The sequence below is a fragment of the Streptomyces sp. AF1A genome (assembly GCF_047340315.1).
Taxonomy (GTDB): Bacteria; Actinomycetota; Actinomycetes; order Streptomycetales; family Streptomycetaceae; genus Streptomyces.
Genome location: NZ_JBLEBI010000004.1, coordinates 1 through 21,488, shown reverse-complemented (window position 1 = coordinate 21,488; position 21,488 = coordinate 1). Strand labels below are relative to the sequence as shown.

Here is a 21,488-nt window from a genome sequence, read left to right as displayed (position 1 = left end):
TCAACGCGCGCCCGCGGCGAGGAGCGTGCTGATCTCGCGGGCAGCCTCGCGGGCCGGCCTCCCGCTGCCGATGAGGGTGGCGGAGGCGGGGCCCGTCCAGTCGCCGCATCCGAGCAGATGCACCCGCGGCTCGATGTGGCCGCGCCCGCCGCGGAGTCGGAGCGGGGCGAGGCGGGAGAGAGCGAGCCGGAAGCCGGTGCACCAGATGATCGCGTCGGCCTTCGCGCGGGTGCCGTCGGCCCCCTCGACGCCGCGTTGGACGAGCCGGGTGCCTCTCGGCGGCGACCGACCACGCCGGCGCACCTGCCATCGCCGTCGGGCGAAAGAACCCAAGACCTGGACCCCGACCGGGCACCTCACACCCGCCGCCGCCCAGCGGGCAAGCCTTCAGGCAACAAAACGGCATCACTTGAAGAAAAGCCGTAGACCCCGTCGGTGAGATGACTCACCGACGGGGTCTACCAAGCCCGTCCCCAGGTGTGCAATTCGTCACAAACCCGGAGCAAACCCGGACACAACGAGAAACGGGCCCCTGCCGTGACTTCCGTCACCGGCAGAGACCCGTCTCATCGGTTTCTCTGTGCGCGAGGGGGGAGTTGAACCCCCACGCCCTTTCGGGCACTGGAACCTGAATCCAGCGCGTCTGCCTATTCCGCCACCCGCGCATTGGGTGTGTCCTCCGGCTCCGGCCTCTTCGGGCCGGCCCCTTCCGACACCCAGAACATTAGCACGCCGTCCGGGGTGGATTCACATCCCTTCCCGCAGGCCCGGACGTACCCGTGACCGTGCCCACAGCGCCCTGGCGCCCGGGCACGTATCAAGGAGTGCCGGTTCACGTATCAACCTCGTACCGGTCGCGGCCGTCTCCCCGGTCGGCGGGCCGGGTCCACAGCCGGGTGCGGGACACTGGTCCTCGTGCGCCTCTACGATCCATGCCGGGAGGAGTTGTGCGCGCAGGCCCGGGGAGTGGTTCCAAGGGACCAGCTGGGGGAACCGGCTGATTGCCGGGCGCGTAGATACGATCAGTAAGCAGTACCAGCAGTACCGGGCAAGGCAGCGCCACAGCAGGGCCAGGAAACGGCAGGGACGGAGGAGGTGCCCCATGGGAGTCCTGAAGAAGTTCGAGCAGCGTCTCGAAGGTCTGGTGAACGGCACCTTCGCCAAGGTCTTCAAGTCCGAGGTTCAGCCCGTGGAGATCGCCGGCGCGCTCCAGCGGGAGTGCGACAACAACGCGACCATCTGGAACCGCGACCGGACCGTCGTACCCAACGACTTCATCGTGGAGCTGAGCGCTCCTGACTTCGAGCGCCTGAGCCCCTACTCCGGGCAGCTCGGCGACGAGCTGGCCGGCATGGTGCGCGACTACGCCAAGCAGCAGCGCTACACCTTCATGGGCCCGATCAAGGTCAACCTGGAGAAGGCCGACGACCTGGACACCGGTCTGTACCGGGTCCGCTCGCGCACGCTCGCCTCCTCCAGCAGCCAGCCCGCTCCGGCGGCGCCGGCCCCCGGCCGCCACGCCCAGGGCGCCCAGGGCGGCTACGGGTACCCGCCCGCGATGCCCGCCGGCGCGCCCCCGATGCCGTCCGCGCCGCCGCCCGGCTCCCGGCCCGGCGGCTACGGCTACCCCCAGCCCGCCACGCAGCGGCCCGCGGCCGCGCCGATGGGCGCGGGGCGCACCCGCCACTGGATCGAGATCAACGGCACCCGCCACCAGATCTCCCGCCCGACGCTGGTGCTGGGCCGCAGCACCGACGCCGACGTGCGGATCGACGACCCCGGCGTCTCCCGCCGGCACTGCGAGATCCGGACCGGAACGCCCTCGACGATCCAGGATCTCGGATCCACCAACGGCATCGTGGTGGACGGGCAGCACACCACCCGCGCTACGCTCCGCGACGGCTCGCGGATCGTCGTGGGCAGCACCACCGTTATCTATAGGCAAGCCGAAGGGTGAAGCGGGGGCAATGTCAGAGCTGACCCTCACGGTCATGCGGCTGGGTTTCCTGGCCGTACTGTGGCTGTTCGTGATCGTGGCCGTGCAGGTCATCCGGAGCGACCTGTTCGGTACGCGCGTCACCCAGCGCGGGTCGCGTAGGGAGGCCGGGCGGCAGCAGGCGCCGGCCCGGCAGCAGGCCGCGCCCCCGCAGCAGCGGGCGCAGCAGGCCGGCGGCCGGCAGCGCCGCAACGCCCCCACCAAGCTGGTGGTGACCGAGGGCACCCTGACCGGCACCACGGTCGCGCTGCAGGGCCAGACCATCACGCTGGGCCGGGCGCACGACTCCACGATCGTGCTGGACGACGACTACGCCTCCAGCCGGCATGCCAGGATCTACCCGGACCGCGACGGTCAGTGGATCGTCGAGGACCTGGGCTCCACCAACGGCACCTACCTGGACCGGTCCCGGCTGACGACTCCCACGCCGATCCCGCTGGGCGCGCCGATCCGCATCGGCAAGACCGTCATCGAGCTGCGGAAGTAGTACGACAATGAGCGAGCGGAGCGAGCACGCAGCGGCAGGCCGCCACCCGGCCGCCGGCGCGCTCCCGACCGGAGGGTGGGCAGTGTGGCTCGACACGACCGGCTGTACCCGGAGCCGACGGGCGAGGTGCGCATGAGTCTGTCACTGCGCTTTGCCGCCGGATCGCACAAGGGCATGATCCGCGAGGGCAACGAGGACTCCGGTTACGCCGGTCCCCGCCTGCTCGCGATCGCCGACGGCATGGGCGGCCAGGCGGCCGGCGAGGTCGCCTCGTCCGAGGTGATCTCGACCCTGGTCACGCTCGACGACGACGTGCCCGGCTCCGACATCCTCACCTCCCTCGGCGCCGCCGTGCAGCGCGCCAACGACCAGCTGCGCTCCATGGTCGAGGAGGACCCCCAGCTCGAGGGCATGGGCACGACGCTCACGGCGCTGCTGTGGACCGGGCAGCGGCTCGGGCTCGTGCACGTCGGCGACTCCCGCGCCTATCTGCTGCGGGACGGCGTGCTCACGCAGATCACCCAGGACCACACCTGGGTGCAGCGGCTGGTGGACGAGGGCCGGATCACCGAGGAAGAGGCCACCACCCACCCGCAGCGCTCCCTGCTGATGCGCGCCCTCGGCAGCGGCGACCACGTCGAGCCCGACCTGTCGATCCGCGAGGTCCGCGCCGGCGACCGCTATCTGATCTGCTCCGACGGCCTGTCCGGCGTCGTCTCCCACCAGACGATGGAGGAGACCCTCGCCAGCTACCAGGGCCCGCAGGAGACCGTCCAGGAGCTGATCCAGCTCGCCCTGCGCGGCGGCGGCCCGGACAACATCACCGTCATCGTCGCCGACGTCCTCGACCTGGACACCGGTGACACCCTCGCCGGGCAGCTGTCCGACCAGCCGGTCGTGGTCGGCGCGGTCGCCGAGAACCAGCACCACCTGCACGACAACGGCATCATGCAGACCCCGGCCGGCCGTGCCTCGCACCTCGGCCGGCAGGGCCGCGGGCACGGCGGCGGCGAGTTCGGCCCGCCCGGCTCCGGCGACACCACCGGCTACGTCCCGGCCGGCGCCTTCGGCGACTGGGCCGACGACGACTTCACCAAGCCCCGCGGGCGCAGGTGGCTGAAGAGATCCCTCTACAGCGTCCTGGCCCTCGCCGTGATCGGCGGCGGCCTGTACGGCGGCTACCGGTGGACGCAGACCCAGTACTACGTCGGCGCCAACGACGAGCACGTCGCGCTGTACCGCGGCATCAGCCAGGACCTGGCCTGGGTGTCGCTGTCCAAGGTGGAGAAGGACCACCCGGAGATCGAACTCAAGTACCTGCCGCCGTACCAGCAGAAGCAGGTGAAGGCGACGATCACCGAGGGCGGTCTGCAGGACGCCCAGTCGAAGATCCAGGAGCTCGCCGTGCAGGCCTCCGCCTGCAAGAAGGAGTCCGAGCGCCAGGCCGCCGCCGGCGGGCACCCCGCCAAGACCGGCGGCAACACCACCACCGCGAACAGCACCTCCTTCACCAAGGCCTCCCCGACCCCCCACCCGTCGACCTCGAAGACGTCCCCGGCCTCCCCGGGGTCGTCGAAGTCTCCGTCCACGACCCCGTCCGCGACCCCCAGCCCCGGCCCCACTCTCTCGGAGGATGAGCAGAAGGTCGTCTCGCTGTGCGGTAAGCAGTAGGCAAGCCGTGAGAGGCCCTGTCACACGATGAGCAGTACGACTAACTCGCCGACGCACCACACGTCCACCATCGGCGCGATCGGCGCACCGAGCCGCCGCAACACCGAGCTGGCCCTGCTGATCTTCGCCGTGGCCATCCCGGTGTTCGCCTACGCCAACGTGGGCCTGGCCATCGACAACCAGGTGCCCGCCGGGCTGCTGAGCTACGGCCTGGGCCTCGGCCTGCTGGCCGGCGTCGCCCATCTCGTCGTCCGGAAGTTCGCCCCGTACGCCGACCCGCTGCTGCTGCCGCTGGCCACCCTGCTCAACGGGCTCGGCCTCGTCTGCATCTGGCGGCTGGACCAGTCCAAGCTGCTGCAGTCGATCGGCGTCTCCGGCGGCAAGGCGACCAACCAGCTGCTGTACACGGCGATGGGCATCGCGCTGTTCGTCGCGGTGCTGGTCTTCCTCAAGGACCACCGCGCCCTGCAGCGCTACACCTACATCTCCATGGTGGCCGCGCTGGTCCTGCTGCTGCTTCCGCTGGTCCCGGGCCTGGGCGCCAACGTCTTCGGCGCCAAGATCTGGATCCACGTCGGCAGCTTCACCATCCAGCCGGGCGAGTTCGCCAAGATCGTGCTGGCGGTCTTCTTCGCCGGCTACCTGATGGTCAAGCGGGACGCGCTCGCCCTCGCCAGCCGCCGGGTCATGGGGCTGTACCTGCCGCGCGGCCGCGACCTCGGCCCGATCCTCGTGGTCTGGGCGATCTCGATCCTGATCCTGGTCTTCGAGACCGACCTCGGTACGTCGCTGCTGTTCTTCGGCATGTTCGTGATCATGCTGTACGTCGCCACCGAGCGGACCAGCTGGATCGTGTTCGGTCTGCTGATGTCCGCGGCCGGCGCCGTCGGCGTGGCGAGCTTCGAGCCGCACATCCAGGTGCGTGTGCAGGCCTGGCTCAACCCGATGCGCGAATACCAGCTCAGCCGCACTCCGGGCGTCACCGGTGTCCACTCCGACCAGCTGCAGCAGGCCCTGTGGGCGTTCGGCTCGGGCGGCACCCTCGGCACCGGCTGGGGCCAGGGCCACTCCGAGCTGATCCGGTTCGCCGCGAACTCCGACTTCATCCTCGCCACCTTCGGCGAGGAGCTGGGCCTGGCCGGCATCATGGCGATCCTGCTGATCTACGGCCTGATCGTGGAGCGCGGCGTGCGCACCGCCCTCGCCGCCCGCGACCCGTTCGGCAAGCTGCTGGCCGTCGGCCTGTCCGGCGCCTTCGCGCTCCAGGTGTTCGTCGTGGCCGGCGGTGTGATGGGCCTCATCCCGCTGACCGGTATGACCATGCCGTTCCTCGCCTACGGCGGCTCCTCCGTGATCGCCAACTGGGCCCTCATCGGCATTCTGATCCGCATCAGCGACACCGCCCGCCGCCCGGCGCCCGCTCCCGCCGCCAACCCCGACGCCGAGATGACCCAGGTGGTTCGCCCGTCATGAACAAACCCCTGCGCCGGATCGCGATCTTCTGCGGCCTGCTCGTGCTGGCCCTGCTCGTCCGCGACAACTACCTCCAGTACGTCCAGGCGAACGCGCTGCGCACCGACCCGAACAACCGACGGGTCGCCATCGAGCGGTACGCGTCCCCCCGCGGCGACATCATCGTCGACGGCAACCCGATAACCGGCTCGGTCGAGGCCAAGAGCGGCGACTTCAAGTACAAGCGCACCTACAAGAACGGGCCCATGTGGGCCCCGGTCACCGGCTACTCCTCGCAGGCCTTCGGCGCCACCCAGCTGGAGAAGCTCGACGACGGCATCCTGACCGGCAACGACGACCGGCTCTTCTTCCGCAACACCCTGGACATGATCACGGGCAAGCAGAAGCAGGGCGGCAACGTCGTCACCACGCTGAACGCGGCCGCGCAGAAGGCGGCGTACAACGGGCTGAAGGGTCAGGGCGGCAAGGGCGCGGTCGTCGCCCTGGAGCCGTCCACCGGCAAGATCCTGGCCCTGGCCTCCTACCCGTCGTACGACCCGTCGTCCTTCGCGGGCAACACCACCGACAAGGACGCCAAGGCCTGGAACAGCCTGCAGAAGAAGAACAACCCGGCTGACCCGATGCTGAACCGGGCCCTGCGCGAGACGTACCCGCCGGGCTCCACCTTCAAGGTGGTGACCGCGGCGGCCGCGCTGGAGAACGGCAAGTACACCTCTGCCGACCAGCCGACCGACTCCCCGCTGCCGTACGTGATGCCGGGCACCCGCACCGAGCTGAAGAACGAGGGCAACATCCCCTGCAAGAACGCGACCATGCGGGTCGCGCTGCAGTTCTCCTGCAACACCGTCTTCGGCAAGATCGGCGCCGACCTCGGCAACGACAAGATGCTGGCCGAGGCGAAGAAGTTCGGCTTCGACTCCGAGCAGTTCACCCCGGTCCGCTCCAACGCGTCGGTGTTCTCCGACAACATGAACCAGTCGCAGACCGCGCTGTCCTCCATCGGCCAGTACAACACCGCCGCCACCCCGCTGCAGATGGCCATGGTCGCCTCGGCGGTCGCCAACGACGGCAAGCTGATGAAGCCGTACATGGTCGACACGCTGCAGTCCTCCAACCTCGACCCGATCGAGAAGACCCAGCCGGAGGAGCTGAGCCGGCCGCTGTCGCCGCAGAACGCGCAGATCCTGCAGTCGATGATGGAGACCGTCGTCAAGGACGGCACCGGCAAGAACGCGCAGCTGGGCGGCGGCATCACCGTCGGTGGCAAGACCGGCACCGCCCAGCACGGTGTGGCGAACAGCGCAAACCCGTATGCGTGGTTCATCTCCTATGCCAAGCTTCCCGACGGGAGCTCGCCGGTCGCCGTGGCCGTCGTCGTCGAGGACGAGCAGGCCAACCGCGACGACATCTCCGGCGGCGGCCTGGCCGCGCCCATCGCGAAGAGCGTGATGGAGGCGGTCATCTCCTCCAAGAAGTGAGGCCCATCACAACGCTTTCACATCGGTGCACGTTGCGATACCGGTCCTGTATCGGGTTCCGGGCTTGGCCAGGTCATACAAAGCGAGCCGGGTACCGTAGGCCCGGACGGCAGCCTCGGTCGCGCATCGACGTGACGGCCGAGACCGACGGAGAGGGCTGGTAGGTAGCTATGGAAGAGCCGCGTCGCCTCGGCGGCCGGTACGAGCTGGGCCAGGTGCTCGGCCGTGGTGGCATGGCGGAGGTCTACCTCGCGCATGACACCCGGCTCGGCCGCACCGTGGCGGTGAAGACGCTGCGCGCCGACCTCGCGCGCGATCCGTCCTTCCAGGCCCGGTTCCGCCGGGAGGCCCAGTCGGCCGCCTCGCTCAACCATCCCGCGATCGTCGCGGTCTACGACACGGGCGAGGACTACATCGACGGGGTCTCCATCCCGTACATCGTGATGGAGTACGTCGACGGCTCCACCCTGCGTGAACTGCTGCACAGCGGCCGCAAGCTCCTGCCGGAGCGCGCGATGGAGATGACCATCGGCATCCTCCAGGGCCTGGAGTACGCGCACCGCAACGGCATCGTCCACCGCGACATCAAGCCGGCCAACGTCATGCTGACCCGCAACGGCCAGGTCAAGGTCATGGACTTCGGCATCGCCCGCGCCATGGGCGACGCCGGCATGACGATGACGCAGACGGCCGCGGTGATCGGCACGGCCCAGTACCTCTCACCGGAGCAGGCGAAGGGCGAACAGGTCGACGCCCGCTCCGACCTGTATTCGACGGGTTGCCTCCTGTACGAGCTGCTGACGGTCCGCCCGCCGTTCGTCGGCGACTCCCCGGTGGCGGTGGCCTACCAGCACGTCCGCGAGGAGCCGCAGCCGCCGTCCGTCTTCGACCCCGAGATCACGCCCGAGATGGACGCGATCGTCCTGAAGGCGCTGGTCAAGGACCCGAACTACCGCTACCAGTCGGCCGACGAGATGCGCGCCGACATCGAGGCCTGCCTGGACGGCCAGCCGGTCGCGGCCACGGCCGCGCTGGGCGCCGTCGGCTACGGCGGCTACCCCGACGACCAGCCGACCACAGCCCTGCGCCAGGAGCCGGGCGCCGGAGCGACCACCATGCTCCCGCCCATGAACCCCGACGACGGCGGCTACGGCTACGACGAGCGCCCCGACCGGCGCCGTCAGCAGCCGAAGAAGTCCAACACCTCCACGATCCTCCTCGTGGTCGCGGGCATCCTCGTCCTGGTCGGCGCCATCCTGATCGGCAAGTGGGCCTTCAGCGGCCACAACGCCGGCAACGGCAAGGTGTCCGTACCGAACTTCGTGGGCCAGCCGCTGAACGCGGCCAGGACCATGGCGGACAACGTCGACCTGAAGGTGACGGTCGGCTCCCGCAAGCCCTGTGAGGACCAGCCCAAGGGCAGCGTGTGCGCCCAGAACCCGGACCCGAAGACGAGTGTCGCGAAGGGCACCACGGTCAGCCTCACGCTGTCGACCGGCGCCCCGAAGGTCACCGTGCCGGACGTCCGCGGCATCCAGTTCGACCAGGCCCAGTCCCAGCTCGAGAACAAGGGGTTCAAGGTCGAGAGGAAGGACGTGGTCTCCGACCAGACCCCGGGCGTCGTCATCAAGCAGGACCCGGCGGGCGGCGAGAGCAAGCAGAAGGGCACCACGATCACCCTCACCGTCGCCAAGGAGGCGGAGAAGGTCACCGTGCCCAACGACCTCGTCGGCAAGTCCTGTGACGACGCCAAGGCCGAGCTGCAGCAGCTGGGTCTGACGCCGACCTGCAACGACACCCCGACCAACAACCCCGACGACAACGGCAAGGTCCTCTCGACCAACCCGCCGGCGGGCCAGCAGGTGGCCAAGAACACGCCCATCGCCGTCAACGTCGGCAAGGTCCAGAACAGCCAGGTGCAGGTTCCGGCGAACCTCCAGGGCCAGAAGCTGAGGGACGCCAAGCGGCTGCTCCAGCAGGCGGGCCTGCAGGTCGGGAACATCCAGGGCTCCCAGGACGACAACGCGATCGTCTTCAACTCGGACCCGGCCCCGGGCACCCCGGTGAACCAGGGCACCGTGGTCAACCTGGTCACCGTGGGCGGCCCGGGCGGCCAGGGCGGCAACAACAACGGCGGCACCAACTTCTTCGGCGGTGTCACCGGCTGACCACCCGGCGCACAGACGACAGGGCCCCTGCCCGGAGCAACCTCCGGGCAGGGGCCCTGTCACATGCTCAGCGCAGCTCCGCCGGAGGCGTCCGTTTGCTGTCCACCTTCTCCACCCGGACCAGTTCGCCCCACACCACGTAGCGGTACAGGGACGTGTACACCGGCGTGCAGGTCGTCAGCGTGATGTAGTGGCCCGGCTTGGTCTTCCCGGACTCCTTCGGGACCCGGTCGAGGACCTTGACGTCGTACTTCGAGGTCTCGGGAAGGATCGAGAAGACCTTGTAGACGTACCAGTCGTCCCGCGTCTCGAAGACGATCGGGTCGCCCTTCTTCAGCTTGTCGATGTTGTGGAACTTCGCGCCGTGACCGTCGCGGTGGGCGGCGAGGGCGAAGTTGCCGTCCTTGCCGGTCATCGGCAGCGTGGCCTTGACCGGGTCGGTGTAGTAGCCGGCCACGCCGTCGTTCAGGACGTCCGTGTCCGTGCCCTTCTCGACCAGGACCGTGCCGTTCTTCATCGCCGGCACGTGCAGGAAGCCGATGCCGTCCTTGGTGTCCAGCGCGCCGGGGCCGGAGTCCGTGGACTGCGCCCAGTGCTGGCGGACCCTGTCGGCCTGCTTGTCCGCCTTGCGGTCCGCTATCACGTTCGTCCACCACAGGGAGTAGACGACGAAGAGGCCGAGCAGCACGCCCGCCGTGATGAGGAGTTCGCCGAAAAAGCTCACCGCCGTCGCGATCCTGCCCGGCCGCCGGCGGCGCTCCGCCGGCTCCGGGCCGGACGCGTCCGTGTGTTCTTCGGTCTCGTCGGCGGTCGCTGCCACTGTGTCTTTGCCCCTACTCGATGAGCGCGTCCGGCTTGCCCTTGCTGCGTGGGCGTTCCTCGACCATCTTGCCCCAGACGATCAGCCGGTACTTGCTGGTGAACTCGGGTGTGCAGGTGGTCAGCGTGATGTACCGGCCGGGCTTGGTGAAACCCGAGCCCTTGGGGACGGGGTCCAGCACGCTGGTGTTGGACGGCGAGGTGACCGGCAGCATCGACGTCACCTTGTACACGAAGTAGGTGTCCTGTGTCTCGACCACGACCGGATCACCGGGCTTGAGCTTGTTGATGTACCGGAAGGGCTCGCCGTGGGTGTTGCGGTGTGCCGCGAGGCCGAAGTTGCCGGTCTTGTCATAGGGCATCGCCGTCTTCAGCGCGCCCTCGCCGTAGTGCCCGACCATGCCCTTGTCGAGCACCTTCGCGTTGCTGACGCCCTCCGCGATCGGCGCCACCACGTCGAGCTTCGGGATGTGCAGGATGGCGAAGCCCTGACCGGGCTCGAAGACGCCCGGGTTGCGCTTGCCGCTGGCCCAGTCGTTCTGCAGCTGATGGGTCTCGCTGCCCGCCTGCGCGTGCGCGCGCACATTGGTCCACCACAGCTGGTAGGTGACGAACAGCAGCATCAGCACGCCGGTGGTGATGAACACCTCGCCGATCACGCGGCTCGCGATCACGGCCGGGCCGGGCTTGGCCAGCCGCGCCTGCCGCCGGGCCTCCACCCGCGACAGCGGGCGCTGCGGATCCTGCGCCGCCGCGGAAGCGGCCGTCTCCCGGCCGGCGCCATGACGTCCGCCGCGCCGCCTGGCGGCCTTCCTGCGGGCCGCTCGGCCCCCGGCTGTGGATCCAGTGGCTGATGAGGCGGACGAGGCCTCAGAGGCCCGTCTGTGGCCGCCGCCCGGCTCCGCCGACGCCGGGCCGGGAATCCGCAGCGCCATCGTCTCGTCGTCGAGGCGCGTCAGCGGCGCGCCGGGCGCCTCGCCGAGGGGCGGCAGCAGGGCCGTCTCCCCGGCGGGCGCGCGCAGCGGGGAACCGGGCTGCTCGACCGCGGGCATCGCGGCCGTCGGCGGGTCGTCCCGCCGCCCCGCGTGGCGACCCGCCCGGCGCTCGGCCCGGCTTCCGGCGTAGGGCGCGCCGCCGTGGGACTCGTACGGACTCTCGCCGCCGTACAAGTCCTCACGCTCGGGGCGCACCGCGGTCACGCCGTGGCCCTGCCCACCACCGGGGCGAGCCCCGCCGACCTCGCCACGGCACCCTGGTCGCCGCACTCCACCAGCCAGTTGGCCAGCATCCGGTGCCCGTGCTCGGTCAGCACCGACTCGGGGTGGAACTGCACGCCCTCGACGGGAAGTTCCCGGTGCCGCAGGCCCATGATGATGCCGTCGTGGGTGCGGGCGGTCACCTCCAGCTCGGCCGGGACCGTCGCCGGCTCGGCCGCCAGGGAGTGGTAGCGGGTCGCGGTGAACGGGGAGGGCAGACCGGCGAAGACACCCCGGCCCTCGTGCTCGACGAGCGAGGTCTTGCCGTGCAGCAGCTCGGGCGCCCGGTCCACCACGCCGCCGTACGCCACCTGCACGGACTGCATGCCCAGACACACGCCGAAGACCGGGACTCCGGTGGCCGCGCAGTGCCGGACCATGTCCACGCACACGCCCGCCTCCTCCGGCGTGCCGGGGCCGGGCGAGAGCAGCACGCCGTCGAAGCCGTCCTCGGCGTGCGCGGTCGACACCTCGTCGTTGCGCAGCACCTCGCACTCGGCGCCCAGCTGGTACAGGTACTGGACGAGGTTGAAGACGAAGCTGTCGTAGTTGTCGACGACGAGAATCCGCGCAGTCACTGGTTGTCCACCGTCACATCGTTGAAGGGCAGCAGCGGTTCGGCCCACGGGAAGACGTACTGGAAGAGGATGTAGATCACGGCCAGGACCAGGACGAGGCTGATCACTGCCTTCACCCATGCGTTTCCCGGCAGATGCCGCCAGATCCAGCCGTACATGCCGTCCCTTGCCGTCCCTTCCGTATCCCTACGGCATCAGACACACGCCGTACGTCACCAGACTAACGGCGCAGAGCCTCCGGTTCGCCCGACTCCACGGGCCGCGTGGCGTCCAGGTGCGCCCAGACGATCAGCCGGTGGCTGTGGCCCCACTCCGGATCGCAGGTGGTCAGCGTCAGGTACCGGCCCGGACGCGTGTACCCCGACTTACGTGGCACAGGGTCGATCACCTCAACGTCCGCCGGAACTGTTTTGTAGGGGCCTTTGTCGATCCGATACGTGAACCAGGTGATTCCGTCCGTGAGCACGACCGCGTCGCCGGGCCGCAGCTTCGGGAAGTCCTTGAACGGGTCGCCGTAGGTGCGCCGGTGCCCGGCCACCGCGAAGTTGCCCACCTGGCCGAGCCGGGCGGTGCCGGCATAGTGGGCGAGGCCCCTGGCCAGCACGTCCCGGCCGGTGCCCTCCAGCACCGGCTTGTTCCACGTGAAACCGAGCCGCGGAATGTACATGATCGCGAAGGGCCTGCCGTAGTGGTACGGCGCCGGCTTCACCCCGCCCGCCGAGGCGCTTCCCGTTCCCGTCGTGGGCCGCACGCTCCCCGTGGACCACTGCCGGTGCAGCTGGTCGATCTGGTCGTTCATCGCGCCGTCGGCCCGTATCCCCGTCCAGAACAGCAGGTAGACGACGAAGAGCACGATGAGCCCGCCGACGGTGACACACAGTTCGCTCAAGGTCCTGACGATCACGCGCACCGGCGGCTCCAGGCGGCGACTGCGGGCGGCTACTGCACGGGCTTCGCGTAGTGCAGATCCACTGTGCCGGAGTAACCCGGAAGAGTCACCGTCCCGTCCTCGGTGACTTTCCACCCGAGGCCGTAGACGTTGACGTACACCATGTAGGTCTGGATCGCCTTGCTCGCCGCGAGCGCCTGCTGCAGCCTGTCCGGGTCCCCGACCGCGGTGATCTTGTACGGCGGTGAGTAGACGCGGCCCTGGAGGATCAGCGTGTTGCCCACGCAGCGCACCGCGCTGGTGGAGATCAGCCGCTGGTCCATGACCTTGATCCCCTTGGCGCCGCCCTGCCACAGGGCGTTCACCACGGCCTGCAGGTCCTGCTGGTGGATGACCAGGTAGTCGGGCTGCGGCTCGGGGTAGCCGGGCAGCTTGGCGGTGGCGTTGGGCGGGGCGTCGTTGAGGGTGACCGTGATGGCCTTGCCGGTGAGCGGCTGGGTGCCCGCGCTGTTCTCCAGCCTGGTCAGCCGCCGGTCCTGGGCCTTGGAGCTGCCGTCGTCACTCTCCGCGAGGGACTCCACGCTGCTGCGCAGGGAGGCGTTGGACTCGTCCAGCTCCTTGTTCTTGCGGCTGCGCTGCTGGATCAGGTCGGACAGCTTCAGCAGGGAGCCGTCCTGGCGAATGTCGGTGCCCTTCGCCGTGTCGAAACTGGTGAAGAAGATCAGTCCCGCGAGGGCGAAGACGGCCGCCGTGAGGACACGCACCGGACGGAACCGCAGCCTGCGGCCGGGGCCGGAGCCCGTTGCTCCCGTCCCGGCGGAGTCGGCAGAATTGCTCAACGTACCCTTATCTCCTTCGGCGCCGCGGAAGCACTACGCTAACGGACGCCCGGGGGAGCACACAGAGTCGTCATCTTGGCCCCTTGTACGCTGCCCCGAGCCCGACCCAGTTACCTGCGCGGCCACGCAGCGCATCGACAGGAGAGACCCTCGTGCCGAAGTCACGTATCCGCAAGAAGGCCGACTACACGCCGCCGCCGGCGAAGCAGGCCACCGCGATCAATCTGAGCAACCGTGCCTGGGTCGCGCCGGTCATGCTGGCCATGTTCATCATCGGCCTGGCCTGGATCGTCGTCTTCTACGTGACCGACGGCTCGCTGCCCATCGACGCGCTGGACAACTGGAACATCGTGGTCGGCTTCGGCTTCATCGCCGCCGGGTTCGGCGTCTCCACGCAGTGGAAGTAGGCCGGCCGGCCCTGGCTCTGCCCAGGGGTGTCCGATGAGTTATCCACAGGCCTGAGGATTTCCACATCCCCCTGGGGAAAAGACTACGATCTGTGGATAACTCATCGAGCGTTGACGCCGGTGTGACTGCCCTACCGGCTCCCACACACCCGTTCGCACCCGGCTCGACCTGCGAAAACACATCCGAGCGGCAGGCGGCACACCTGTGCCCGCACCGTGTGCACAAGATCCACCACCCGCTGTGGACAACGGCCCGGATCAGGTGAGCTGAACCGTCCTGACCAGGGTGAGAACGACGACCACCGCCAGTACGAGGGCGCAGGTGCCGTACTGGACCAGCGCCCGGTTGCGGCGCGGGGCGTGCACCATGGCGTACCCGGCGACGACACCGGCGACCAGGCCGCCGATGTGGGCCTCCCAGGCGATGTTGAAGCCCGGGCTGAAGGTGATGATCAGGTTGATCACCAGCAGGGCGACCAGCGGCCGCAGATCGTAGTTGAGCCGGCGCATGAGCACGCCGGTCGCGCCGAAGAGACCGAAGATCGCTCCGGAGGCGCCGAGCGAGGCCTGGTTGGGGGCGGCGACCAGATACGTGAGGGCGCTGCCGGCCAGCCCGGAGACGAAATAAAGGGTGAGATAGCGGGCGCGGCCGAGCGCGGCTTCGAGCGGGCCGCCGATCCACCACAGGCTGAGCATGTTGAACAGGATGTGGGCGTAGCCGCCGTGCAGGAACATCGCGGTCAGCATGCGGTAGTACTGGCCCGCGGCGACGCCCTGTACCCCGGACAGCAGCGGAGCGTAGGCCTGGCCGATCAGCTCGAACCGGTTGGTGAAGCGGTCGCCGACGGCGAGCTGGACCAGGAAGACGGCGAGGTTGACGCCGATGAGCAGCTTCGTCAGCAGCCGCGGGTCCCTCGTCATGGTGCCGCCCGCGAACGTGCGCGGCCGGGATGCGGCCGGCGCCGGACCCGTGCCGGAGCCGCCGCCGCGGACACAGTCGGGGCACTGGAAGCCGACGGAGGCGCTGACCATGCACTCGGGGCAGATCGGGCGTTCGCAGCGGGTGCAGCGCACCCCGGCCTCACGGTCCGGGTGCCGGTAGCACACGGGCAGGCTCCGGGCCTCCTGCGCGCTCCGTGCAGCGTGATCCATCAGGTCCCCTTGCTTGTCGTGACGCTTCCCCCGGCACATACCCCGCCCCGCCCATCCTTACGGACGAGCGGGGCGTTTGGTTCCCTGTGGGGTGTTCCGCGGGGATGATCCCCGCGGACGGCGCACAGAGCGGTGGGCTCAGCCCTCGCGGTTCTCGATGACGACCGACTCGATGACGACGTCCTTGGCCGGGCGGTCGTTGCGGCCGGTGGGCACGGCGGCGATGTCGTCGACGACCTTCTGGCTGGCCGGGCTGGTGACCTCACCGAAGATGGTGTGCTTGCGGTTCAGCCACGTCGTGGGGGCGACGGTGATGAAGAACTGCGAGCCGTTGGTGCCCGGGCCGGCGTTCGCCATGGCCAGCAGGTAGGGCTTGTTGAAGGACAGGTCCGGGTGGAACTCGTCCTCGAACTTGTAGCCCGGGCCGCCGATGCCGGAACCCAGCGGGTCGCCGCCCTGGATCATGAAGCCGCTGATGACACGGTGGAAGATCGTGCCGTCGTAGAGCCGGTTCCTGCTCTTCTCACCCGTGCCGGGGTGCGTCCACTCGCGCTCGCCCTGCGCCAGTTCGACAAAGTTCTTGACCGTGACGGGCGCGTGGTTCGGGAACAGCCGGACCTCGATGTCGCCGTGGTTGGTCTTCAGGGTGGCATAAAGCTGCTCAGCCACGATCTGCCTTCCGTTGTCTTCCTGTGACTCTCCGATCCTCGCACGGACCGGCCCGTGCGTCGCCCGTCGGCCAGGAGTGCCGCCGTGAGTTCCACCGGTAGGGCAGCGTCGGGCGGCGATTCGTGACAGTGTCGTCGGCAAGCTCCTGTTGCCCGGAATCGAGCCGAAAGAGCCATCGGCACCCATATGCCCGCCCGCACATGCCGCGCAGACCGTTGGCAGGCATGATCCGTAAAAGGGTGGAAAGTCGAAATACCGTACGCCACCGAGGAGGAGGAACCCGTGACCCGCATCGACAGCGTGCGCGCCGCGACCGGCTCGGCGAGGGACAGCGTGCTGCACGCCGCGGAAGTGGTGGCGCCCTACGCCGACACGGCCAAGGAGCGTGCCGCGCAGTACGCGCAGGAGGCACGCGTACGGCTGGCGCCCGTGGTCTCGCAGGCCGCCGAACAGGCCCGCGTGCAGTACGACGCCCGGCTCGCCCCGCGCCTGGAACAAGCCCGTGCGTATGTGCCGCCGAAGGTGGACTCGGCCGCGCACGAGGCCGCCGTCCGCACCCGCAAGGCCGCCCGCCAGGCGGCCAGGTACTCGCGTCCCAAGATCGAGCAGGCGATGGCCGCGGCCGCTCCGGTCCGTGACGAGGCCGCCGCGCGCAGCGCCGCCGCACTGGCCGCGTTGCGCGGCAACGTCTCGGCCCAGGACATCCAGAAGCTGGCCCGCAGGAACCAGCGCAGGTGCCGCGCCGGCCGGGCCGCGAAGCTGGTGGCGTTGCTGGGCGTGGTGGCGGGCGGTGCCTTCGCGGCCTGGAAGTGGTGGGACAAGCAGGCGAACCCCGACTGGCTGGTCGAGCCGCCGGCCGCGACGGAGGTTCCCGAGCCGGGGCGGCTGAGTTCCGTGGACGGCAGCAGCGCCTCGGCACTGGACCCGGAGGTGCAGGCGAAGCAGGCCAAGGAGGACTCCGCCGACCGCGACAAGGAGGAGTGAGGCGGGCCTGTCCCGCACAGACGTCAAACGGGCCGTGGGCCGGGAGAGTTGAGCATCTCCCGGCCCACGGCCCGTTTCACGTGAAACATCGCCGGGAGCCTCAGCCCCGTGGCCTCGCCGCCCTCTCGACCAGCGCGCCGATCCTCGCCTCGTCGGCGGCGGTCAGCTCCTTCAGGGCGTAGGAGGCCGGCCACATGGTGCCCTCGTCCAGGTTCGCCTGGTCGCTGAAGCCGAACGTCGCGTAGCGCGAGCTGAACTTCTGCGCGCTCTGGAAGAAGCAGACGACCTTGCCGTTCCGGGCGTACGCCGGCATCCCGTACCAGAGCTTGGGGGCGAGCTCCGGCGCGCTCGCCCTGACGACGGCGTGGAGTCGTTCGGCCATGATCCGGTCCGGCTCCTGCATCTCGGCGATCTTCGCGAGCACGGCGGCCTCGTCCTGCGCCGCCTTGTCGGCGCGCGATCCGCGGCGCGCGGAGGCCTTCAGCTCCTTGGCACGCTCCTTCATCGCGGCCCGCTCCTCGTCCGTGAACCCCTCGGACGTCGTGTCGGTGGCGAGGGCGGTTCCGGCGGGCTTCTTCGCGTTGTTCATCGTAGGTCTCCTCCTGCGGGTGCGGATGTCGTCGGCTGCGGCGTGCGTGCGTCGTCAGCCCCAGGCGCCGGCGATCTGCCGGGTCGTGGCGTTGAGGCGGTTGAACAGGTTGGTGACGCCGATCATCAGGACGATCGCGGCCAGCTGCTTCTCGTCGAAGTAGGTGGCCGCCGCGTCCCAGACCTCGTCGCTCACCGCGTCGGCACGGTCGGCCAGTCGCGTCGCGGCCTCGGCCAGCGCAAGGGCCGCCCGCTCCTCGTCGGTGAAGTACGGGGCCTCCCTCCAGGCGGCGACGGTGGCGAGCCGCTCGTCGCTCACGCCGGCCGTGCGGGCCGTCTTGGCACCGGCGTCGACGCAGGCGCTGCACCCGTTGATCTGGCTGACCCGCAGATGCACCAGCTCCAGCGTCTGCGCGTCCACACCGCCGGAGTGCACGGCCGTGACGAGCTGCTGAATGGGCTGCATCGCGTCGGACAGGACGACGGCGGGGTTCTGCATGCGGGACTGCATCGTGGTCTCCCTCTTCCGGGTCGCCGCCCCGTTCCCGTCGGGGCGTGACTGAATGACAGCCCGGCCCGGGCGCCGAAACGAGGGCGATGGGACACCGTGGGACACCTGAAACAGCCTTGACCAGCCGCGAATTGGCTCGGAAGACTGCTGCCGGAACGGGACGGGGGAGGCGGGGACACCGTGGACGGTCGGGAACGGGCGGCGAAGGCCGATCCGCAGGAGGAACTGGCGGCCAGGTTGCGGCTGCTGCAGGACCTGTCCGGTCTCGGTGTGCGCGCCCTCGCGCGGGACACCGGCCTCAGCTCCTCGTCGCTGTCGCGCTACCTCAACGGGCAGACCGCGCCGCCCTGGCCCGTGGTGGTCGCCCTCTGCCGCCTGGTCAAGCGCGACCCCCGCCCCCTGCGCCCCCTGTGGGAGCGGGCCTCGAACCCGTTGCCGGCGCCCCCGAAGAGCAGCCGCCAGGGCCGGCCGCTGCCCCGCAACGACCTGCCGCGCGACGTGCCCGACTTCACCGGGCGCGAGGAGCGGCTCGCCGCCGTGTTCGACGCGCTCGACAGCCATCGGGCGGTGTCCGTCGACGGCATGGCGGGGGTCGGCAAGACCTGTCTGGCGGTGCACGCCGCGCACCGGCTCGCCGCAGACTTCCCGGACGGCCAGCTGTATGTGGACCTGCACGGGTTCACCGAGGGTCGTCCCCCGCTCGACCCGGACTCCGCGCTGCGGACGCTGCTCGCCGCGCTCGACGTGCCGTCCGAGCGGGTTCCGCAGGAGGGTCTCGAGCGGCTGGCCGCCTGCTGGCGGTCGGAACTGGCCCGACGGCGGGTCGTCGTGGTCCTCGACAACGCAGCGGACGCCGACCAGGTCCGCCCGCTGCTGCCCGGCGCCGGTCCCTCCGTCGCCCTGATCACGAGCCGCAACCGGCTGCTCGGCCTGGACGAGGTGCCCCCGGTCTCGCTCGACGTGCTCAGTCCCGAGGAGAGCGCGCGGCTGCTGGCCCGGGCCAGCGGCGATCCGGACGGCCCCGAGGGCAGGCTGGCCCGCGACCCGGAGTCCGCCGCCGAGGTGCTGCGGCTGTGCGGGCGTCTGCCGCTGGCCCTGCGGCTGGCCGGGGCCCGGCTGCGGCACCGGCCGGGCTGGACCGTGGGCATCCTGGCCGAGCGGATGGCGCAGGGCACGAGCGAGTTCGACGCCGCGTTCGGCGCGGCGCTCGCCATGTCGGTGCGGCAGCTCAACCGATCCCAGGCCCGCCTGTTCCGGATGCTGGGCCTGCTGCCCGGAACGTCCTTCGACGCGTACGTGGTGGCCGCGCTGGCGGACGTCCCGCTGCACAGCGCGCAGGCGATGCTGGAGGACCTGCTCGACGCGCACCTCGTGCAGCAGCCGACGGCGGACCGCTACCGGCTGCACGACCTGGTGCACCAGCACGCGCGGCGGGCCGGCGCCGAACAGGACCCGGCGGGCGAGCGGGAGCGGGCCCTTTGCCGGGTGCTGGACTACTACGTGCACGCGGCGGCCGCCGCCGACGCCGCGATGCCGTTCCTGTCGCCCGGCCGGGCCGTCCGCGCGGGCCGGTCCCCGGCCGAGCTGCCGCAGTTCCCGGACAAGAACGCGGCTTTCGCCTGGCTCGTCGCGGAGTACGGCAACCTGATGGCGGCCTTCGAGACGGCGGCCGCCGTCGGGTCCGACGCGCACGTGTGCGAGCTGCCGCGCGTCCTGCGCTCCTACTTCGCGCGGCGCTGCGGCACCACGCATCTCAACGTCCTCTTCGAGCGGTCGCTCGCCGCCGCCGAGCGCCTGGGCGACCCGGCGCGGCTCGCCGAGGCGCACAGCGACCTGGGCTTCGCCCGCTACAACGCGGGCCGGATGGCGGAGGCCGCCGCCGCGTACGAGGCGGCCGGGCGCCGGCTGTCCCAGGCGTGGGACGCGCGGGCGGAGGCCGAGCTGGCCCTGCGGCGCGGCTATCTCAGCTGGGACGAGGGGCACGTCGAGGAGCCGCTGGAGCTGTTCCGGCTGGCCGGGAAGCTGTACGAGCAGGCCGGCTGTCCCACGGGCGCCGCCCACGCGGCAGCCTCGGAGGCCTGGGCGATGCTCCAGCTGGGACACCGGGAGGAGGCGGCGCAGCGGGCCCGGGAGCTGCTGGCCCTGCCACACGCCGACCCGGCGTGGCCGCCCGGGCTGACGGCGCGGATCACGCTCGGCCTGGCCGTCGCCCGGGAGCGGCCCGACGAGGCGGCGGAGCACCTGCACCGGGCGCTGGAGCTGGCCCGCGAGGACGGGCACCTGCACAACCAGGCCTGGTGCCTCAACTGCCAGGGCGTCGCCCTGCGGCAGATGGGCCGGTACGAGGAGGCGCTGGCCAGCCACCGGGAGGCGTTCGCGCTGCTCGACGAGTTGTTCGAGGAGCACTGGAAGATCCATTTCCTCAACGGCTACGCCGAGACCTGTCGGCTCGCGGGGCTCCCGGACGAGGCCCTGCGGCTGCACCGGCAGGCGCTGGAGCTGGCCCCCCGGCTGGGAAACCGGCACGCGGAGGCGCTGGCCCACGAGGGAATCGCGACCGTGCTGGAGAAGACCGACCCGGCCGAGGCCGCCCGGCACCGGACGGCGGGACAGGCCGTCCTCGAGGAACCGGATGGCCGTACCGGAAGGCCGTAGAACGGACCGCACCAGCGGGCCTCCGGGCGCACAAAGGACCCCTCCGATCGCGTTTCCGCAGGTCGGAGGGGTTTTTGACCGTGGAGCCTAGGGGAGTCGAACCCCTGACATCCGCCATGCAAAGACGGCGCTCTACCAACTGAGCTAAGGCCCCGGGAAGGAGCGACCGGCCGGGAAAGCGTGGTCCGGCGGGCGCCGCAGACCAGAGTACCGGGTCACCCCCCGTATCCCGCAAAAAGATTGGGGGTCCCCGTGGATGACCACTCTCCGTAAGATGCTCGACGTGGTTCGCTACAGCGAACCGCGTTTTTAGGGGAAGCGATGGGGAGACGCAATGGACGCCGCACAGCAGGAAGCCACCGCCAGAGCGCGGGAGCTGCAGCGGAACTGGTACGGGGAGCCGTTGGGGGCGCTCTTCCGTAAGCTCATCGACGATCTCGGGCTCAACCAGGCCCGTCTGGCTGCGGTCCTGGGGCTGTCCGCTCCGATGCTCTCGCAGCTGATGAGCGGCCAGCGCGCGAAGATCGGCAATCCCGCGGTGGTCCAGCGGGTGCAACTGCTGCAGGAGCTGGCGGCCCAGGTCGCGGACGGCAGCGTCAGCGCCGCCGAGGCGACCGAGCGCATGGACGAGATCAAGAAGTCGCAGGGGGGTTCCGTGCTCAGCAACACCACGCACACGACGAACAGTTCGGGTGCGCCCACCGTCAAGCGGGTGGTCCGCGAGATCCAGTCGCTGCTGCGGTCGGTGGCCGCCGCGGGCGACATCATCGAGGCCGCGGACAGCCTCGCCCCGACCCACCCCGAACTGGCCGAGTTCCTCCGGGTCTACGGCGCCGGCCGCACCTCCGACGCGGTGGCCCACTACCAG

General features: G+C 70.3%; 20 protein-coding genes, 2 tRNA genes and 1 pseudogene. 10 read left to right on the top strand and 13 right to left on the bottom strand.

Translation table 11 applies throughout. From position 1 onward, the window contains the following. Positions 1–288 (bottom strand): annotated as a pseudogene (locus ACLU3S_RS02365) (pyridine nucleotide-disulfide oxidoreductase); the annotation flags it as partial. A gap of 293 nt (positions 289–581) precedes the next feature. Beyond that, positions 582–665 (bottom strand) — tRNA-Leu (locus ACLU3S_RS02360). Between the two features lie 437 nt (positions 666–1,102). Here ACLU3S_RS02360 and ACLU3S_RS02355 point away from each other — a divergent pair. The 6 genes from ACLU3S_RS02355 to pknB all read left to right on the top strand — a co-directional run bounded on the left by ACLU3S_RS02355 (position 1,103) and on the right by pknB (position 9,273). Next, the gene (locus tag ACLU3S_RS02355; protein WP_413949996.1) at positions 1,103–1,957 is read left to right on the top strand and encodes an FhaA domain-containing protein; all 855 of its coding nucleotides are present in this window, start codon (positions 1,103–1,105) and stop codon (positions 1,955–1,957) included. 10 nt (positions 1,958–1,967) lie between these two features. Continuing rightward, entirely contained in the window at positions 1,968–2,483 is a 516-nt protein-coding gene (locus ACLU3S_RS02350) for an FHA domain-containing protein (protein ID WP_413949995.1), read from the top strand. Positions 2,484–2,615: 132 nt separating this feature from the next. After that, positions 2,616–4,154: a Stp1/IreP family PP2C-type Ser/Thr phosphatase gene (locus ACLU3S_RS02345; protein WP_413950076.1), complete on the top strand. Its 1,539-nt coding sequence runs from the start codon at positions 2,616–2,618 to the stop codon at positions 4,152–4,154. 27 nt (positions 4,155–4,181) lie between these two features. Beyond that, complete coding sequence (locus ACLU3S_RS02340; protein ID WP_413949994.1) at positions 4,182–5,627, top strand: FtsW/RodA/SpoVE family cell cycle protein; 1,446 nt, start codon at positions 4,182–4,184, stop codon at positions 5,625–5,627. After that, the gene (locus ACLU3S_RS02335) at positions 5,624–7,105 is read left to right on the top strand and encodes a peptidoglycan D,D-transpeptidase FtsI family protein (RefSeq protein ID WP_413949993.1); all 1,482 of its coding nucleotides are present in this window, start codon (positions 5,624–5,626) and stop codon (positions 7,103–7,105) included. Before ACLU3S_RS02340 ends, ACLU3S_RS02335 begins: the two co-directional genes overlap by 4 nt. Before the next feature lie 170 nt (positions 7,106–7,275). Next, complete coding sequence (gene pknB / locus ACLU3S_RS02330; RefSeq protein ID WP_413949992.1) at positions 7,276–9,273, top strand: Stk1 family PASTA domain-containing Ser/Thr kinase; 1,998 nt, start codon at positions 7,276–7,278, stop codon at positions 9,271–9,273. Positions 9,274–9,340: 67 nt separating this feature from the next. Here the strand turns inward: pknB and ACLU3S_RS02325 are convergent, their stop codons facing one another. The 6 genes from ACLU3S_RS02325 to ACLU3S_RS02300 form a co-directional block, all read right to left on the bottom strand. After that, a complete protein-coding gene (locus ACLU3S_RS02325) occupies positions 9,341–10,093 on the bottom strand; it encodes a class E sortase (RefSeq protein ID WP_413949991.1) in 753 nt (250 codons plus the stop codon). Between the two features lie 13 nt (positions 10,094–10,106). Further along, the gene (locus ACLU3S_RS02320) at positions 10,107–11,291 is read right to left on the bottom strand and encodes a class E sortase (protein ID WP_413949990.1); all 1,185 of its coding nucleotides are present in this window, start codon (positions 11,289–11,291) and stop codon (positions 10,107–10,109) included. After that, a complete protein-coding gene (locus ACLU3S_RS02315; RefSeq protein ID WP_413949989.1) occupies positions 11,288–11,926 on the bottom strand; it encodes an aminodeoxychorismate/anthranilate synthase component II in 639 nt (212 codons plus the stop codon). Before ACLU3S_RS02315 ends, ACLU3S_RS02320 begins: the two co-directional genes overlap by 4 nt. Further along, on the bottom strand, positions 11,923–12,084 hold the full coding sequence (locus ACLU3S_RS02310; protein ID WP_413949988.1) for a hypothetical protein: 162 nt from the start codon (positions 12,082–12,084) through the stop codon (positions 11,923–11,925). The genes ACLU3S_RS02315 and ACLU3S_RS02310 overlap by 4 nt, the downstream gene beginning before the upstream one ends. Before the next feature lie 62 nt (positions 12,085–12,146). Further along, a complete protein-coding gene (locus ACLU3S_RS02305; protein WP_413949987.1) occupies positions 12,147–12,836 on the bottom strand; it encodes a class E sortase in 690 nt (229 codons plus the stop codon). Between the two features lie 29 nt (positions 12,837–12,865). Continuing rightward, a complete protein-coding gene (locus ACLU3S_RS02300) occupies positions 12,866–13,654 on the bottom strand; it encodes a DUF881 domain-containing protein (RefSeq protein WP_413949986.1) in 789 nt (262 codons plus the stop codon). A 152-nt stretch (positions 13,655–13,806) separates the two neighbouring features. Between ACLU3S_RS02300 and crgA the strand changes: the two genes are divergently transcribed. Beyond that, positions 13,807–14,061 carry a cell division protein CrgA gene (gene crgA, locus ACLU3S_RS02295; protein WP_413949985.1) on the top strand — a complete coding sequence of 85 codons (255 nt, stop codon included), beginning with the start codon at positions 13,807–13,809 and terminating at the stop codon, positions 14,059–14,061. Positions 14,062–14,319: 258 nt separating this feature from the next. Here the strand turns inward: crgA and ACLU3S_RS02290 are convergent, their stop codons facing one another. Together ACLU3S_RS02290 and ACLU3S_RS02285 are read right to left on the bottom strand one after the other, a co-directional pair. Next, positions 14,320–15,213, bottom strand: coding sequence for a rhomboid family intramembrane serine protease (locus tag ACLU3S_RS02290; protein ID WP_413949984.1), 894 nt, complete (start codon positions 15,211–15,213; stop codon positions 14,320–14,322). 138 nt (positions 15,214–15,351) lie between these two features. Further along, the gene (locus ACLU3S_RS02285) at positions 15,352–15,882 is read right to left on the bottom strand and encodes a peptidylprolyl isomerase (protein WP_413949983.1); all 531 of its coding nucleotides are present in this window, start codon (positions 15,880–15,882) and stop codon (positions 15,352–15,354) included. 282 nt (positions 15,883–16,164) lie between these two features. Between ACLU3S_RS02285 and ACLU3S_RS02280 the strand changes: the two genes are divergently transcribed. Next, positions 16,165–16,866, top strand: a complete 702-nt coding sequence (locus ACLU3S_RS02280) for a DUF5324 family protein (protein ID WP_413949982.1) — start codon at positions 16,165–16,167, stop codon at positions 16,864–16,866. Positions 16,867–16,966: 100 nt separating this feature from the next. Here the strand turns inward: ACLU3S_RS02280 and ACLU3S_RS02275 are convergent, their stop codons facing one another. Further along, complete coding sequence (locus ACLU3S_RS02275) at positions 16,967–17,455, bottom strand: iron chaperone (protein ID WP_413949981.1); 489 nt, start codon at positions 17,453–17,455, stop codon at positions 16,967–16,969. Positions 17,456–17,509: 54 nt separating this feature from the next. Further along, the gene (locus ACLU3S_RS02270) at positions 17,510–17,965 is read right to left on the bottom strand and encodes a carboxymuconolactone decarboxylase family protein (RefSeq protein WP_413949980.1); all 456 of its coding nucleotides are present in this window, start codon (positions 17,963–17,965) and stop codon (positions 17,510–17,512) included. 180 nt (positions 17,966–18,145) lie between these two features. Between ACLU3S_RS02270 and ACLU3S_RS02265 the strand changes: the two genes are divergently transcribed. Then, entirely contained in the window at positions 18,146–20,620 is a 2,475-nt protein-coding gene (locus ACLU3S_RS02265) for an ATP-binding protein (RefSeq protein WP_413949979.1), read from the top strand. An 81-nt stretch (positions 20,621–20,701) separates the two neighbouring features. Here the strand turns inward: ACLU3S_RS02265 and ACLU3S_RS02260 are convergent. Next, positions 20,702–20,774 (bottom strand) — tRNA-Ala (locus tag ACLU3S_RS02260). A 180-nt stretch (positions 20,775–20,954) separates the two neighbouring features. Here ACLU3S_RS02260 and ACLU3S_RS02255 point away from each other — a divergent pair. Further along, positions 20,955–21,488: helix-turn-helix domain-containing protein (locus tag ACLU3S_RS02255; protein WP_413949978.1), on the top strand; the 534-nt coding region annotated here is incomplete at its 3' end.